15 protein-coding genes are annotated in these 14,243 nt (G+C 56.3%); 8 read left to right on the plus strand and 7 right to left on the minus strand.

The window, feature by feature from the left end; genetic code table 11:
- Positions 1-283: 283 nt before the first annotated feature.
- From chaA to V6942_RS10995, 4 genes are all read left to right on the plus strand, one after another.
- Positions 284-1,384 (plus strand): sodium-potassium/proton antiporter ChaA, encoded by a 1,101-nt coding sequence (gene chaA / locus V6942_RS10980; protein ID WP_333501250.1) that lies wholly within the window; start codon positions 284-286, stop codon positions 1,382-1,384.
- Between the two features lie 156 nt (positions 1,385-1,540).
- The gene (locus tag V6942_RS10985) at positions 1,541-2,608 is read left to right on the plus strand and encodes an ABC transporter substrate-binding protein (protein WP_106928887.1); all 1,068 of its coding nucleotides are present in this window, start codon (positions 1,541-1,543) and stop codon (positions 2,606-2,608) included.
- Positions 2,595-3,596, plus strand: coding sequence for a FecCD family ABC transporter permease (locus tag V6942_RS10990; RefSeq protein ID WP_106928889.1), 1,002 nt, complete (start codon positions 2,595-2,597; stop codon positions 3,594-3,596). Before V6942_RS10985 ends, V6942_RS10990 begins: the two co-directional genes overlap by 14 nt.
- Positions 3,596-4,354 (plus strand): ABC transporter ATP-binding protein, encoded by a 759-nt coding sequence (locus tag V6942_RS10995; protein ID WP_182965487.1) that lies wholly within the window; start codon positions 3,596-3,598, stop codon positions 4,352-4,354. Before V6942_RS10990 ends, V6942_RS10995 begins: the two co-directional genes overlap by 1 nt.
- Here the strand turns inward: V6942_RS10995 and V6942_RS11000 are convergent.
- The 4 genes from V6942_RS11000 to V6942_RS11015 form a co-directional block, all read right to left on the minus strand.
- Positions 4,332-5,069 carry a substrate-binding domain-containing protein gene (locus V6942_RS11000; RefSeq protein ID WP_182965489.1) on the minus strand — a complete coding sequence of 246 codons (738 nt, stop codon included), beginning with the start codon at positions 5,067-5,069 and terminating at the stop codon, positions 4,332-4,334. The two genes, V6942_RS10995 and V6942_RS11000, sit on opposite strands and share 23 nt — an antisense overlap.
- 68 nt (positions 5,070-5,137) lie before the next feature.
- Positions 5,138-5,974 carry a shikimate dehydrogenase family protein gene (locus V6942_RS11005; protein WP_106928895.1) on the minus strand — a complete coding sequence of 279 codons (837 nt, stop codon included), beginning with the start codon at positions 5,972-5,974 and terminating at the stop codon, positions 5,138-5,140.
- Complete coding sequence (locus V6942_RS11010; RefSeq protein WP_182929014.1) at positions 5,964-7,313, minus strand: MFS transporter; 1,350 nt, start codon at positions 7,311-7,313, stop codon at positions 5,964-5,966. Before V6942_RS11010 ends, V6942_RS11005 begins: the two co-directional genes overlap by 11 nt.
- A gap of 90 nt (positions 7,314-7,403) precedes the next feature.
- Positions 7,404-9,254: a bifunctional sugar phosphate isomerase/epimerase/4-hydroxyphenylpyruvate dioxygenase family protein gene (locus V6942_RS11015; RefSeq protein WP_333501251.1), complete on the minus strand. Its 1,851-nt coding sequence runs from the start codon at positions 9,252-9,254 to the stop codon at positions 7,404-7,406.
- 132 nt (positions 9,255-9,386) lie between these two features.
- On the opposite strand from V6942_RS11015, the gene V6942_RS11020 reads away from it, so the two are divergent.
- Positions 9,387-10,025, plus strand: coding sequence for a TetR family transcriptional regulator (locus tag V6942_RS11020; RefSeq protein WP_106928901.1), 639 nt, complete (start codon positions 9,387-9,389; stop codon positions 10,023-10,025).
- A gap of 7 nt (positions 10,026-10,032) precedes the next feature.
- Here V6942_RS11020 and fumD read toward each other — a convergent pair whose 3' ends face one another.
- On the minus strand, positions 10,033-10,248 hold the full coding sequence (fumD, locus tag V6942_RS11025; RefSeq protein WP_106928903.1) for a fumarate hydratase FumD: 216 nt from the start codon (positions 10,246-10,248) through the stop codon (positions 10,033-10,035).
- A 240-nt stretch (positions 10,249-10,488) separates the two neighbouring features.
- On the opposite strand from fumD, the gene V6942_RS23445 reads away from it, so the two are divergent.
- The 3 genes from V6942_RS23445 (at position 10,489) to V6942_RS11035 (ending at position 12,656) form a co-directional block, all read left to right on the plus strand.
- Positions 10,489-10,689: a hypothetical protein gene (locus V6942_RS23445; RefSeq protein WP_420107849.1), complete on the plus strand. Its 201-nt coding sequence runs from the start codon at positions 10,489-10,491 to the stop codon at positions 10,687-10,689.
- Positions 10,690-10,696: 7 nt separating this feature from the next.
- Entirely contained in the window at positions 10,697-12,109 is a 1,413-nt protein-coding gene (gene pykF, locus V6942_RS11030; protein ID WP_106928905.1) for a pyruvate kinase PykF, read from the plus strand.
- 310 nt (positions 12,110-12,419) lie between these two features.
- On the plus strand, positions 12,420-12,656 hold the full coding sequence (locus V6942_RS11035) for a major outer membrane lipoprotein (RefSeq protein ID WP_006118977.1): 237 nt from the start codon (positions 12,420-12,422) through the stop codon (positions 12,654-12,656).
- Between the two features lie 63 nt (positions 12,657-12,719).
- On the opposite strand, the gene ldtE is transcribed toward V6942_RS11035, so the two are convergent.
- Both ldtE and sufE read right to left on the minus strand, forming a co-directional pair.
- Positions 12,720-13,712 carry a L,D-transpeptidase LdtE gene (ldtE, locus tag V6942_RS11040; protein WP_106928907.1) on the minus strand — a complete coding sequence of 331 codons (993 nt, stop codon included), beginning with the start codon at positions 13,710-13,712 and terminating at the stop codon, positions 12,720-12,722.
- Between the two features lie 110 nt (positions 13,713-13,822).
- Positions 13,823-14,239, minus strand: coding sequence for a cysteine desulfuration protein SufE (gene sufE / locus V6942_RS11045; RefSeq protein WP_106928909.1), 417 nt, complete (start codon positions 14,237-14,239; stop codon positions 13,823-13,825).
- Positions 14,240-14,243 lie beyond the last annotated feature (4 nt).

Below are 14,243 nucleotides of genomic sequence, written 5' to 3' on the forward strand. Positions count from 1 at the left end.
GCCGAAATATTATCCAGCTTTACGCCCTCGGATGCAATTTGTCTGCCGGATCCCTATTGCGTTTCACCGTGAACACTCCAGAAGAATAATAAAAATAACAACATGACAATTGATTGTTATTTAATAGATATTTATCAGTTGTTTTATATTATAGACCTTTAACCATAAAATTCGCGCCATGGGTAAATTTTAGTAAAAGATTGCCTGACACATGGAAAAATTTGTTAATTTATGCCCCTGATTTTTTCTATAATTATAAATACCTGCATATATGGAGAAACACATGACCCACGCACATGAGGCGGTGAAAACTCGCCACAAGGAGACGTCGCTCATTTTCCCGATCATCGCGCTGGCAATCCTGTTCTTCTGGGGAAGCAGTCAGTCATTGCCAGTGGTTGTTGCGATTAATGCTCTCGCTCTGGTTGGTATTCTGAGCAGCGCCTTTAGCGTGGTTCGCCACGCCGACGTCTTAGCCCACCGTCTTGGCGAGCCCTACGGTTCCCTGATTTTGAGTCTCTCTGTCGTTATTCTGGAAGTCAGCCTGATTTCTGCGCTGATGGCCACCGGCGATGCCGCCCCCACCCTGATGCGCGATACGCTGTATTCGATCATTATGATCGTGACCGGCGGACTGGTGGGCTTCTCGCTGTTGCTTGGCGGGCGCAAATTTGCCACGCAATATATGAACCTGTTCGGCATCAAACAATATTTGATTGCCCTGTTTCCGCTGGCCATTATTGTGCTGGTGTTCCCGACGGCGCTGCCGGGGGCCAATTTTACCATCGGCCAGTCGCTGCTCGTGGCGCTGATTTCCGCCGCCATGTACGGCGTATTTCTGCTTATTCAAACCAAAACGCACCAGAGTCTGTTTGTCTACGAGCATGAGGACGACAGTGACGATGATGACCCGCACCACGGTAAACCGTCGGCGCACAGCAGCCTTTGGCACGCCCTGTGGCTGATTGTCCATCTGGTGGCGGTGATTGCAGTGACCAAAATGAACGCAAACCCGCTGGAGACGCTGCTGACCAGCATGAACGCGCCGGTCGCGTTTACCGGTTTCCTGGTCGCTCTGCTGATCCTCTCGCCGGAAGGCTTAGGCGCGCTGAAGGCGGTTCTTAATAACCAGGTGCAGCGTGCGATGAACCTGTTCTTTGGCTCGGTGCTGGCGACCATTTCCCTCACCGTGCCGGTGGTGACGCTGATCGCCTGGCTGACCGGTAACGAACTGATGTTCGGCCTGGGGATGCCGGAGATGATCGTGATGGTTGCCTCGCTGATACTGTGCCACATCTCGTTCTCGACCGGGCGTACCAACGTGCTGAACGGCGCGGCGCACCTGGCGCTGTTTGCCGCATACCTGATGACCATTTTTGCCTGAATGGCAGCATGCGCCCGAACCAGGCCGCCGCGGAAACGCTGCGGCCTTTTTTGTTTTCAGGAGAAATTTAGGGGTATTTCCGTCAGACGGTTTGCATTTCCCTTCGTTATATAATCAAATACACACCGATTACTTCCCCTCCTGAATGAGCGACTCATGTCTACATTACACCGTTTACTTGTTGGTCTGACGCTAGCCTGCGCCAGCCTGGCGGCAGCGACCCCTGCGCTTGCCGACCGTACCGTAACCGACCAGCTTGGCCGCCAGGTTACCCTTCCCGATACGGTCAACCGCGTGGTGGTGCTCCAACACCAGACCTTAAACCTGCTGGTACAGTTGGACGCCTCTGCGGATATCGTAGGCGTCCTGAGCAGTTGGAAAAAACAGCTCGGCCCGGGTTTTGCCCGCTTCATGCCCGGCATTGAAACGCTGCCGATGCCGGGCGACCTCACCCAGGTCAATATTGAAAGCCTGCTGGCGCTGCACCCACAGGTGGTGTTTGTCGCCAACTACGCACCGGCGGCCATGATTCAGCAAATTTCCCATGCGGGGATCCCCGTCGTTGCCATCTCTCTTCGTGAAGACGCCGCCGGTGAGCAAAATAAAATGAATCCCACCATGGCCGATGAAGAACGCGCGTATAACGAAGGTCTGAAACAGGGTATTCGCCTGATTGGTGACGTGGTTAACCGTCAGGCACAGGCGGATGCGCTCATTGATTACACCTTTGCCGCGCGCGCCAAATTCAACGCGCCGGTCGCCGCCATTCCGTCCGCAGAGAAAGTTCGCGTGTACATGGCTAACCCGGATCTGAATACCTATGGTTCAGGGAAATATACCGGCCTGATGATGCAACATGCGGGCGCTATCAACGTGGCCGCCGCAACCGTAAAAGGCGCACGCCAGGTATCGATGGAACAAGTGTTGCAGTGGGATCCGCAGGTTATCTTCGTGCAGGACCGCTACCCCGAGGTGGTGAAACAGATAGTCAACGACCCGCAGTGGCAAGGCATTGATGCTGTGAAAAATCACCGCGTCTGGCTGATGCCGGAATACGCGAAAGCATGGGGCTATCCAATGCCGGAAGCGCTGGCCATTGGCGAACTGTGGCTGGCGAAAAAACTCTACCCGCAGCGCTACAAAGATATCGACGTCGATGCGCAGGCGCAGGATTACTACCATCGTTTCTACCGTACCGATTGGCAGGCTAATGCACATCCGTAGTCGCCCCAAAACGTTACAGGGTGGGCTGATGCTGCTCACGCTCACCGTTGCCGTGCTCTCTTTGTGTTTTGGTCAATACGGTTTATCTATCGGTGAAGTGCTGGCGCAGTTGATACACCCGCATAGCCGCGATATCGCCCACCAGATCGTCTGGTCCGTTCGCCTGCCGCGCATTCTGATGGCGCTGCTCGCCGGCGGCGCGCTGGGGCTATGCGGCGCGACACTCCAGGGCGTGTTCCAGAATCCGCTGGTCGACCCGCATATTATCGGCGTCACTTCGGGCTCTGCCTTTGGCGGCACGCTGGCTATTCTGCTCGGACTCAGTATGCCGCTGATGATGGGCACCACCTTCTTCTTTGGCCTGCTGGCGCTCACGCTGGTTTACCTTCTGGCGGCGCTTCAAGGCCGGGAAAGCACGCTGGTGCTGATACTTGCCGGGATTATTCTCAGCGGTTTCTTCGCCGCACTGGTCAGCCTGATGCAGTACATGGCCGACACGGAAGAGGTATTGCCGAATATTGTCTTTTGGCTGCTTGGTAGTTTTGCCACCGCCAACTGGCACAAAGTGCTGCTGCTCGTCATCCCGGTGGCGGCCGCCTCGCTGGTGCTTTACACGCTGCGCTGGCGCATCAACCTGCTGTCGTTGGATGATAAAGACGCCCGCGCGCTGGGCGTTAGCGTAACCGCGTTGCGCCGCGTCGTGCTGCTGTGCTGCGCGCTGCTGGTCGCGGCGCAGGTGGCCGTCAGCGGCAGTATTGCCTGGGTTGGTCTGGTGATCCCTCACCTCGCGCGAATGCTCAGCGGCGCCGATCACCGTCGCCTGCTCCCCTGCGCCTTCTGGATCGGTGCCAGCTTTATGGTATTGGTTGACGATCTCGCCCGTACGCTGACCGCGGCAGAAATCCCCATCGGGATTATTACTGCGCTGGTCGGTGCGCCGCTGTTTGCCATTATGCTGGTACGCGCCAGCCGAAAAGGAACGATCTGATGACCCCGACGCTCACATTCTCGCAGCTCGAATATGGTCACCACTTGCCGCTGTTTACCCCGCTGAATCTGCACTGCCAGCCCGGCGAAGTGTGGGCGATTCTGGGGGCCAATGGTCGGGGGAAAAGTACGTTACTGGACACCATTACCGGCGTACTGCCGTCGTTATCCGGCCGGGTGGTGGCCAGCGGTGGCGTAGGGATTGTTCCACAGTCTTTTCGCCCCGCTTTTGGCTGGCGGGTTCGAGAAATCGTACTGATGGGACGCGCGCGCCATATTGCCCTGTTTTCACAGCCGCAGGAAGAGGACGAACGTCAGGTGCAGGCGGCGTTGGTTCAGCTGAATATCGCCAATCTGGCTGACGCGCTGTTCAGCAATCTGTCCGGCGGTCAGCAGCAGCTGGTGATGATCGCCCGCGCGCTGGTCAGCGCCAGCCAGAATATCCTGTTGGATGAACCCTGCTCGGCGCTCGATTTGGGCAATCAGCAGACGGTATTACAGTTGATAAGCGATCTGTCGCGCGCCCAGTCGCGTACCGTGATGTTTACCACCCACGATCCTACCCACGCGCTTCAGGTGGCGAGCCATACGCTACTGCTGATGCCTGACAGTCAATGGCTGGCCGGACGAACAGCCGAGGTGGTACAGGAAGCCAATCTCCAGCGCGCTTACGGCGTACGGGTTCGTAAGCTTCAGCTTGAGGATTACCCTTCCCCGGTGGTGACTCCGCTTTTTACTATTCACCGCTCGCCGACATAAACCCGGCGTCGCGCAGGCAGCGCTGCCCCTCTTCACCCAGTATAAACTGGCGGAACAGCCGCGCGTCGTCATGCTCATCAACATCGGTCAGGTAATATTCACAGTGAATATTCCACGGCTCGGGAATAACGACGCAGCGAACGTTGCTTTGATTCTCCAGCGCGGTGGCGTAGTGAGCATAGCCGATAAACAGATCGGCGAACCCCTCATCAATCAACCATTGGCTGGCCATCGCCCCGTTCGGCAGCGCGAGCGAATGCCGCCCGCCAACCAGCGGCATTGCGCGCTGCTTGAGCGCATTGCCCAGCGCCGGATAGCAGGACGCTATACGCTCAAAAAGCTGCCAGGTGTAGTCACCGGAAGGGTCGCACAGCGGCGTCGAAGTCGCTAACCGCAGCGTCTCATCCGCCAGCAGTTCCCGCCACGTTTTTCCCTTCGTCTGCGGGGTATTTCGCACGGTAAGCATCAGCGAATTGCGGGCAAAAAGATGGAGACCGCTTGCGCGGCCGGCGTCACAAAGCGCCTGAGGATGCTGGCGATTCGCCGATGCAAACAGCGAACACGGTTCACCGCTTTCAATACGCTCGCGCAGTAAACCTGCGGGGCCAAAAACCAGCTTCAGCGCAATGCCGGTTTGCCCGGAAAACTGCGCCTGTAACGGGATAAACGCGCGGCGCAGGCTGCCGGCCGCCAGAAGTGTTAACGTGGAATGCATAAGAAGAAACGAAGTAGCCCAGACATAAGCGTTATATTATCTGGGCTATTACGCTTCTGACCAGCACTTTAGTCGTGAATTTCCGCCAGCATCCGCAGCCGATCCGGCGTTGCCACCGGCAGATGGAAGAAGTCCAGATAGGCCGGGATCATTTCAAACAGCATATCCGTCCCTGGCTGTACCGGACACCCGCGCGCCATTGCCGCCTGCAAGAAAGGCGTAAACGTCTGCTTCATGACGACTTCGCCCACGAACGTGCCGGGCTCTATTCGCTGAACGTCCATCGGCAGCGGATCGGCAGGGAGCATGCCCAACGGTGACGCATTGACAACCAGGCCATGCCCCGCAGGATCGTTGTCCATCACCGTCAGTTCGAGCTGCGGGTAATGCCCCTGTAAACGGTCAGCCAGCGCGTGCGCCGTGCTTTCCCGCGCATCGTATAGCGTCAACGCACTGACGCCCGCTGCCGCTAGCGAAGCCGCAATCGCCGACCCCACGCCGCCGCTGCCCACCACCATCGCGCGTGCCCCGACGGTACCAAAGCCCTTGCGCTGAATGCCACGCACAAAGCCGTCACCGTCAAACATATCGCCGGTCAGCGAACCATCGGCTTCGCGGCGGATAGCGTTGCAGGCACCGGCAATTTGCGCGGTGGGACTCATCCGGTCGACCAGCCCGCAGGTCGCCACTTTATGTGGCATCGTCACCAGTGCGCCCGCAATATTGGTTAGCGAAAACAGCGCGGGGATCAACGACGCATAATCTTCCGGCTTGATGCCCATCGGCACCACTTTAACGTCGACGCTCTGGTTTTCAAACCAGGGGTTATAGATCATTGGTGCCTTGAAGCTTTCCGTCGGATATCCCAAATGCGCAATCAACCGCGTACGTCCACTAATGTGCATGCGTTTCCTCCTGTTCAGGCAGATCCAGTTCGATGCGCTTCACATCACCGAGAATAAACAGATACGCCACCACGCCAAGCAGCGCCGCGCCGCCGATATACACCAGGGCGTAGAAGAAGCTGCCAAACGCCGCCACGATAAAACCAATCACCAGCGGCGTGAGGATCCCCGCCAGGTTGGCGCAGAAGTTAAATAGCCCGCCGGTCAGCCCGCCCAGCCCCTTCGGTGCCATATCGGAAATTAACGTCCAGCCCAGCCCGACCATCCCCTGGCCAAAGAACGCGAACGACATCACCAGGATCACCGCCGTGTCGCTGGACAGCCAGTTAGCACTAATAATGCAGCTCGCCATCAGCAGCCCCGCGATAATGGGCAACTTACGTCCCAGGTTGGCGCTGCCGGTAGCTTTCAGCAGCTTATCCGACACCCAACCGCCGAACATCACGCCGCCCGCCGCTGCCAGAAACGGCAGAATGGCGAAGAACCCGACTTTCAGCCACGGCATATGCCGCTCGGTCGCCAGATAGGTGGGGAACCAGGTCAGGAAAAATACCAGCACGGTATTGCCCGCAAACTGGCCGATACTGGCGCCAATAATTTGCCGTTTGCGCAACAGCTGACGTACCAGCGGCCAGCTGAACGCCTTGCGCTGCTCAGCGCCAGAGCTGATGCCGCCGCCGGCGGCAATGTACTCGCGCTCCTGCTGGCTCAGACGGCTGTCCTCATGCGGTTCGCGATAGCATCGCCACCAGACCAGCGCAAATAACATGCCGACGACACCTACCGAGATAAACAGCGTGCGCCAGCCAAAACCGCCCATAATCCAGAACAGCAGCGGCGCAAAACAGGCCAGCCCGAGATATTCACCAACGGTATATACCGCGGTCGCTTTTGCTCGTTCATGCTGCGGAAACCAGGCGCTCACCACCCGGCTATTCACCGGGAAGCACGGCGCTTCGCTGACGCCAAGACCAAAACGGCACAGCAGCAGCGTTTTCAGACCTACGGCAAAACCATGCAGCAACGTAAACAGCGACCAGAAGCTCAGCGCCAGAAAATAGGTCAACTTGTTGCCGAAGCGATCGAGGAACATGCCGCCGGGGATCTGCGCCAGCGCGTAGGTCCAGGCAAAGGCGGAAAAGACAATCCCCATCACCGCGGCGCTAATGCCCAGCTCCTGGGTCAGCTGCGGCGCGGCAATCCCCAGCACCGTGCGGTCGAGATAGTTGATCATGGTCCCCACGGCCAGCAGCGCCAGAATACCAATGCGCCGCCGGGAGCGAGGGATCGCGTTCACCGCCGCAGCGGTGGCCACACGAGGTTGGCCGAGTGAATTCATAGTGTTTACCTGTCGTTGTCGAGTGCAGATGAATGTTTATTGTTATGGTCTAGCCTGCGGCGCCAGCGTACCGAATGGTACATTCCGGCGCTAACGGTACTGCATTGCCGCCAGTCGTACGGCAGCATTCACCGCGCCGTACTGCGCGTAGCCGTGACGACGTTCGGTAAATTCAAAGAAGAAGCGCCCTTCGCTGAACGGTAAGGTGTAACGATGTAAAAATTCGCCGCCCGTACCGTCACGATCGTAGAGAATCTGCTGGCGGCGTAGGGTTTCCACCTGCGCGCTATCGCCAAATCGCGCCTGCAAATCATCGTAATAGTTTGCCGGAACCGGCAGCGACAGCGCGGCTGCCAGCGGTTGGTTGTCCAGCAGCGTGGGGAGATCGCGACCCGCGAACGCCGCGTGCTGTAGCCCGGCCCCCTGATAGCAGGCCACCGAGCGGGCAATCTGCGTTGCGCGGCTTTGAGAGATATTCAGCGCCAGGCGTACGGTGCCCTGCGGGCTTTGCACCGCCAGGCTGCGCACCAGGCCGTAAGGGTCTGGTAGCGTTTGTTCATGCTCCAGCGTAAAACCCAGCACCGCGCGAACAAACATCACCCAGTTGTCACGGCTGTCGGCCTCCATCCCTAGCGCCAGATGGTCGATCCCCAGCAGTGGCCCCACGTTCGCCGTTTCGGTAAGGGTAAAATCCTGCGCGTAAATATCCTGTTGGCTATCGACAAGATAAATCAGGCTGCCGTCCGGTGCGCATACCGCCGGGATGGTGCTTTCATTCGGCCCGGCTTCGCCCTGCCAGGTGGCGTAGCCATAGGCTTTGGCGCGAGCGATCGCTGGCGCACTTTCGCTGACCCGTAGCGCAATCGCACACAGCGAGACGCCGTGACGTTGATAGAAGTGATCCGCCCAGCTGTGGGGCTGATAGTTGATAATTACCCGCGCGCCGCCGTTACGCCACAGCGCGACCTGCTTGGAACGGTGCATCCCCTCCAGCTGGAATCCCATACCGCCGAGCATGGTGCTCAGCTTTTTCGCTTCGCCAGGGCTCGCGGCGAACTCAATAAACTCAATGCCCTCAAAAGTCGGTAGATTGGCCGTATGGAACAGATCCGCCCCGCTCTCACCGAGTGTGCGTTGAGTCTGCTCTTCCAGCCACAGCAACGAGCGATAGCCGTCTTTGGCCGTCGCGCCGTTGGGCGAGGCGCGGAAGCCGTCGTTAAAAATTTCCAGCGACCATGGGCCACGGTAGCCAAGGCGCGTCAGTTCTTGAGTAAACGTCACCAGCGGCAGTTCACCCTGCCCCGGAAAGCAGCGGAAATGGCGGCTCCATTCGAGCACATCCATTTTCATCAACGGTGCATCGGCCAGCTGGAGGAAGGTGATTTTGTCCATCGGCACTTCGTGCAGACGATGCAGATCGTCGCCTAATGCCAGGATATGGAAGCTATCGAGCACGATCCCCAACGCCGGGCTATCTACCGCTTTCACCCGCTCCCAGGCCTGATACCAGCGATTTACGTGGGTACCCCACGCCAGCGCTTCATAGCCAATGCGGATATTTTCCCGCTCCGCCAGCGTCGCCAGCGCGCGCAAATCTTCAACCTGCAGGGAAAAGTCGGCAGAACAGTCGGCCTGAACGTTACTGCACAGCAGCAGCGTGTCGCAGCCCAGCTCGTGCATCAGCGCAAATTTGCGCTCGGCTCGCGCCAGGTTAGCCGCAAACCGCTCGCGCGGGCCGCCTTCAAAATCGCGAAAAGGCTGAAATAACGTGATTTTAAGCCCCAGATCGTCGGCCATATTACGGACATCCGTCGGCGTACCGGTATAATAGAGCAAATCGTTTTCAAAGATTTCAACGCCCTGATAACCGGCAGCGGCAATCGCGCTGAGCTTTTCAGGCAGGGTTCCAGAAAGGGATACGGTAGCAATTGAACGCAACATGGTTTCACCTGGCTTTGGCGGTAGCAGTTGCATCGAATATGAATCATTTGGTTCAAGTGCGCCAGATTTGGTTGCTAATTTGTGATCATTGTGTGTATTTTTTGTGCCCGGTAAAAATGAACAGGAGTGGTTATGTCAGCCATCGCTCACGATGAAGCGCAGTCGCTAAAAACACGGATTTTTACCGCCGCAATCGCGGTTTTTGCGGAACACGGCTTGGCCGGTGCGCGTATGGAACAGATAGCCGGCGAGGCGCAGACGACCAAGCGTATGGTGGTGTACTACTTTAAGACTAAAGAGCTGTTGTACCAGGCGGTACTGCAGTACGTCTATACGCGCATTCGCGAGACCGAGCAGCAATTGGGGCTGGAGAACCTGCCGCCGGTGGAAGCACTCGTCCAACTGGTGAAATGGAGCGTACGTTATCACGCCGAGCACGCTGATTTTATGCGGATTATCTGTATGGAGAATATGCAGCGCGGGAAATGGCTGCTGGCTTCGGGCGATCTGAAGCGGCTGAATAAAAGCGCCCTCTCCTTGCTGGAGCAGATTCTGCACCGCGGGCAAGAACAGGGCATATTCCAGCCCGCGTTAGACGCGCGCGACGTTCACCGTCTGATTAGCAGCTTCAGCTTTTATCAGGTGTCTAATTTTTACAGCTTTAACAGCCTCTATCTGGACGGTCCGCTTCCGGATATCAACGATGAGGGGCTGATTCATCACCACAGCGAGCTGGCGGTGAAATCGATTTTGCGCTTTGTGATCGCCTGATCCGCTGTCAGGCCTGCCCTGACAGCGCAGTTACCACCTTCTGCATCGCTTCACGCGTCAGCTCTGAACGCTGGACCTTGGTGTTTGCCAGCGCCGTGCGGACCACGCCAGCGATCACAATATGCTTCGGTTCCTGGCCCAAATCGCGCATTTCCAGCACAACTTTTCCCACTACGCGGCACATTTCCTGGTATAAAACGTCGTCTTTTGCCTGATTTCCCATCGTTTACGCTCGCTAATTTCCATTAAGAATCAAATTATTATTGTTTCGTTTCGCACAGAAAGCAAATCAGCAGGCTCCCGGCGTCTGCCGTTGCGCATCTATGCTGTTACATTTTCACCTATAATTCGTTTTTATTTTGTTAAACAGCCTTCATTCATTTTGAAACAGCGTTTTTATTTTCTTTTTTCGCCATAACATCGTATAATCCGCCGCGTTTCTTTCTTGAATGGTTTCAGCTCATTGGACTACATCAATAAACGATTAAAACATCGCCTTTTTGACTATGCTGAACCTCTAGCACACTTTCCTCTGCACGCTTTTTTTATGTCACCTATCCTTATGGCGTGGCATAGCAACTTTCGTAACACAGGTTTGACTCCGTGGCCGTGCGCGCATGGGGCGAGAATTCCAAATCCTTCTCAATCTCAACTTAAAGACTAAGACTGTCATGAAAAAGACCAAAATTGTTTGCACCATCGGGCCGAAAACCGAATCCGAAGAGATGTTAGGCAAAATGCTCGACGCGGGCATGAACGTTATGCGTCTGAACTTCTCCCACGGCGACTATGCTGAACACGGTCAGCGCATCAAGAACCTGCGCAACGTGATGAGCAAAACCGGTAAGAAAGCCGCTATCCTGCTGGATACCAAAGGTCCGGAAATCCGTACCATCAAACTGGAAGGCGGTAACGACGTCTCCCTGAAAGCGGGCCAGACCTTCACCTTCACCACCGACAAATCCGTTATCGGCAACAGCGAAATCGTTGCGGTCACCTACGAAGGCTTCACCTCTGACCTGAAAGTGGGCAACACCGTGCTGGTTGACGATGGCCTGATCGGTATGGAAGTGACCGCTATCGAAGGTAACAAAGTTATCTGTAAAGTGCTGAACAACGGCGACCTGGGTGAGAACAAAGGCGTTAACCTGCCGGGCGTTTCCATCGCGCTGCCAGCGCTGGCTGAAAAAGACAAACAGGACCTGATCTTCGGTTGCGAACAGGGCGTTGACTTCGTTGCCGCATCCTTCATTCGTAAACGTTCTGACGTTATTGAAATCCGCGAGCACCTGAAGGCGCACGGCGGCGAAAACATCCAGATCATCTCCAAAATTGAAAACCAGGAAGGCCTGAACAACTTCGACGAAATCCTCGAAGCCTCTGACGGCATCATGGTTGCTCGTGGTGACATGGGCGTTGAGATCCCGGTTGAAGAAGTTATCTTCGCCCAGAAAATGATCATCGAAAAATGTATCCGCGCGCGCAAAGTCGTTATCACTGCGACCCAGATGCTGGATTCCATGATCAAAAACCCGCGTCCGACCCGCGCTGAAGCCGGCGACGTAGCAAACGCCATCCTCGACGGCACCGATGCAGTCATGCTGTCCGGTGAATCCGCAAAAGGTAAGTACCCGCTGGAAGCCGTGACCATTATGGCCACCATCTGTGAACGTACTGACCGCGTGATGACCAGCCGTCTGGAGTTCAACAACGACAGCCGTAAGCTGCGCATCACCGAAGCCGTCTGCCGTGGCGCAGTAGAAACCGCTGAGAAACTGGACGCACCGCTGATCGTGGTAGCAACCCAGGGCGGTAAATCCGCACGCGCTATCCGTAAATACTTCCCGGATGCCACCATCCTGGCGCTGACCACCAACGAAACGACTGCGCGTCAGCTGGTGCTGAGCAAAGGCGTTGTCGCACAGGTTGTCAAAGAAATCAGCTCTACCGATGATTTCTACCGTCTGGGCAAAGAAGTCGCTGTAGAAAGCGGTCTGGCACAGAAAGGCGACGTCGTGGTGATGGTTTCCGGCGCGCTGGTACCGAGCGGCACCACCAACACCGCCTCCGTACACGTACTGTAATAATCCACATACTTATTATAGTTTGCCTAAAAAGCGCCCATTGGGCGCTTTTTTTATACACTCAGATAACCCTGCTCAATAAAAAATCAAATAGGCTCTCACTATTTAAACTTCGATTATCTAAGATGAATCCGATGGAAGTCCTCTGTTTTCACACGCATTTTCCCGGCAAAAGCGCAAAGTCGGTGCTTCTTTGAGCGAACGATCAAAAATAAGGGAAAACGCATAAAAAAATATTCTCAATATAAAAAAGTTTGTGTAATACTTGTAACGCTACATGGAGATTAACTCAATCTAGAGGGTATTTATAATGAATCGTACTAAACTGGTACTGGGCGCGGTAATCCTGGGTTCTACTCTGCTGGCAGGTTGCTCCAGCAATGCTAAAATCGATCAGCTGTCTTCTGACGTTCAGACTCTGAACGCTAAAGTTGACCAGCTGAGCAACGACGTGAACGCAGTGCGTTCCGACGTTCAGGCTGCTAAAGACGACGCAGCTCGTGCTAACCAGCGTCTGGACAACCAGGCTCACTCTTACCGTAAGTAAGAGTTCTGGTAATAAAAATGGCGCACATTGTGCGCCATTTTTTTTGCCTGTAAATCCCCCGCCCTACTGCGTAACCTTCCCTGATGTCATGTCCGCATTCTGTGCTGACACGACCGGCTCCGAAGCTGAAGCCGCCCCAGCGCCCTGAGACACCGCCACCGGATATCCGGCACGACGAGACAGCACGCGCTTCACCTGCGCTTCATCCACGCTACCGTGACCAGCAAACGCTTTAAAGCCGGATGACAGCGTCATCTTCATCGTTTGCGTGTCCTGCTCGGCGTTCTGCGACAGCGGGCGGTGCACTTCCAGATAGCGCGCGCCGTTCGGTTCCACTGAATATTTCACCGGCTCATTGATCACCCGCACCGGCGTCCCGCTGCGTACCTGGGCGAACAGCGCCTTAATGTCCGGCGCATTCATGCGAATACAGCCCGAGCTGACGCGCAGCCCGACGCTATCCGGCGCGTTGGTACCATGGATAAGGTATTCACCGTTACCGTACGCCAGACGCAGCGCATACAGCCCTAGCGGGTTATGCGGCCCGGCAGGCACGACAGCGGGCAACGTCACGCCGCGCTCCAGCGAACGCGCGCGGATACCCGGCGTTGGCGTCCAGGTCGGGTTCGGGATCTTCTGCCCGACCCGAGTCGTCATTTCCGGCGTTTCCAGCCCCTGCAGGCCGATGCCTATCGGATAGACCTGGACCTGCTGTTCACCCGGCGGGAAGTAATACAAGCGCAGCTCGGCGAGGTTGACGACAATCCCTTCACGCGGGACGTCCGGCAGCAGCATCTGCGACGGAATCGTCACCACGGTGCCGGGACGGGGAACCGGTGCGATGGTATTGTTGGCTTCAAGAATCAGCATCGCCGCCGTATCAAAGCGTCTGGCGATGGCCTGTAGGTTCTTATCCCCCTCCTGAACCGTGTAGGTTTGATTGTGGCCGATTAAACGACTGTTGGCAGGGGGTAATGGGTAGTCAACCGCCCAGGCGCTTGAGATCGCGCTGAGGGCGCCTAAAATGCCGAGTGTTAAGAGGGACGCGCGCTTCATATCTGGATTCCTTATTCATATTCACTGACAACATGCCAGAAAGCTGAACCACCAGCGTGGTGGGCTGCCCGCCCACCTTTCGTAACAGAATGAAAGCTGTCTATTTGATATTAGCTAAAACTTGCCGCCTGCGTGCGGATAGCGCGAATCATGGCCTCCAGCCCCTGAGATCGTGACGGCGTCAGATGCTGCGCCAGCGCCATCTGTTCAAACCAGGGCCGTACATCAAAAGCCTGTACGTCCGCAGCGGTCATCCCATCGTAGAGGATAAACACCACGGCAATCAAGCCTTTAACAATTGCCGCATCGCTGTCGCCCTGCAGCGTGATACGACCCCGATCGTCACGCCCCATCACAATCCACACCTGGCTCTGGCACCCCTGAATAATATTCTCCGGGCGGTGCTGCTCGGGGCTGAGCGGCGCCAGACGCTGGCCCAGCTCAATAATATAGAGATACTTCTCTTCCCAGTTGGCGCAGCGGTTAAAGTTGCGCAACAGTTTATCTTTGTCCGGTAAAGCCGCCATGGTT

The organism is Kluyvera genomosp. 2 (assembly GCF_036759865.1).
Classification (GTDB): Bacteria; Pseudomonadota; Gammaproteobacteria; order Enterobacterales; family Enterobacteriaceae; genus Kluyvera; species Kluyvera ascorbata_B.

What these genes read in the sequence shown, in the direction of transcription:
- chaA (WP_333501250.1), top strand. Translation starts at nt 284, where the DNA reads ATGACCCACGCACATGAGGCGGTGAAAACTCGCCACAAGGAGACGTCG.
- V6942_RS10985 (WP_106928887.1), top strand. Translation starts at nt 1,541, where the DNA reads ATGTCTACATTACACCGTTTACTTGTTGGTCTGACGCTAGCCTGCGCC.
- V6942_RS10990 (WP_106928889.1), top strand. Translation starts at nt 2,595, where the DNA reads ATGCACATCCGTAGTCGCCCCAAAACGTTACAGGGTGGGCTGATGCTG.
- V6942_RS10995 (WP_182965487.1), top strand. Translation starts at nt 3,596, where the DNA reads ATGACCCCGACGCTCACATTCTCGCAGCTCGAATATGGTCACCACTTG.
- V6942_RS11000 (WP_182965489.1), bottom strand. Translation starts at nt 5,069, where the DNA reads ATGCATTCCACGTTAACACTTCTGGCGGCCGGCAGCCTGCGCCGCGCG.
- V6942_RS11005 (WP_106928895.1), bottom strand. Translation starts at nt 5,974, where the DNA reads ATGCACATTAGTGGACGTACGCGGTTGATTGCGCATTTGGGATATCCG.
- V6942_RS11010 (WP_182929014.1), bottom strand. Translation starts at nt 7,313, where the DNA reads ATGAATTCACTCGGCCAACCTCGTGTGGCCACCGCTGCGGCGGTGAAC.
- V6942_RS11015 (WP_333501251.1), bottom strand. Translation starts at nt 9,254, where the DNA reads ATGTTGCGTTCAATTGCTACCGTATCCCTTTCTGGAACCCTGCCTGAA.
- V6942_RS11020 (WP_106928901.1), top strand. Translation starts at nt 9,387, where the DNA reads ATGTCAGCCATCGCTCACGATGAAGCGCAGTCGCTAAAAACACGGATT.
- fumD (WP_106928903.1), bottom strand. Translation starts at nt 10,248, where the DNA reads ATGGGAAATCAGGCAAAAGACGACGTTTTATACCAGGAAATGTGCCGC.
- pykF (WP_106928905.1), top strand. Translation starts at nt 10,697, where the DNA reads ATGAAAAAGACCAAAATTGTTTGCACCATCGGGCCGAAAACCGAATCC.
- V6942_RS11035 (WP_006118977.1), top strand. Translation starts at nt 12,420, where the DNA reads ATGAATCGTACTAAACTGGTACTGGGCGCGGTAATCCTGGGTTCTACT.
- ldtE (WP_106928907.1), bottom strand. Translation starts at nt 13,712, where the DNA reads ATGAAGCGCGCGTCCCTCTTAACACTCGGCATTTTAGGCGCCCTCAGC.
- sufE (WP_106928909.1), bottom strand. Translation starts at nt 14,239, where the DNA reads ATGGCGGCTTTACCGGACAAAGATAAACTGTTGCGCAACTTTAACCGC.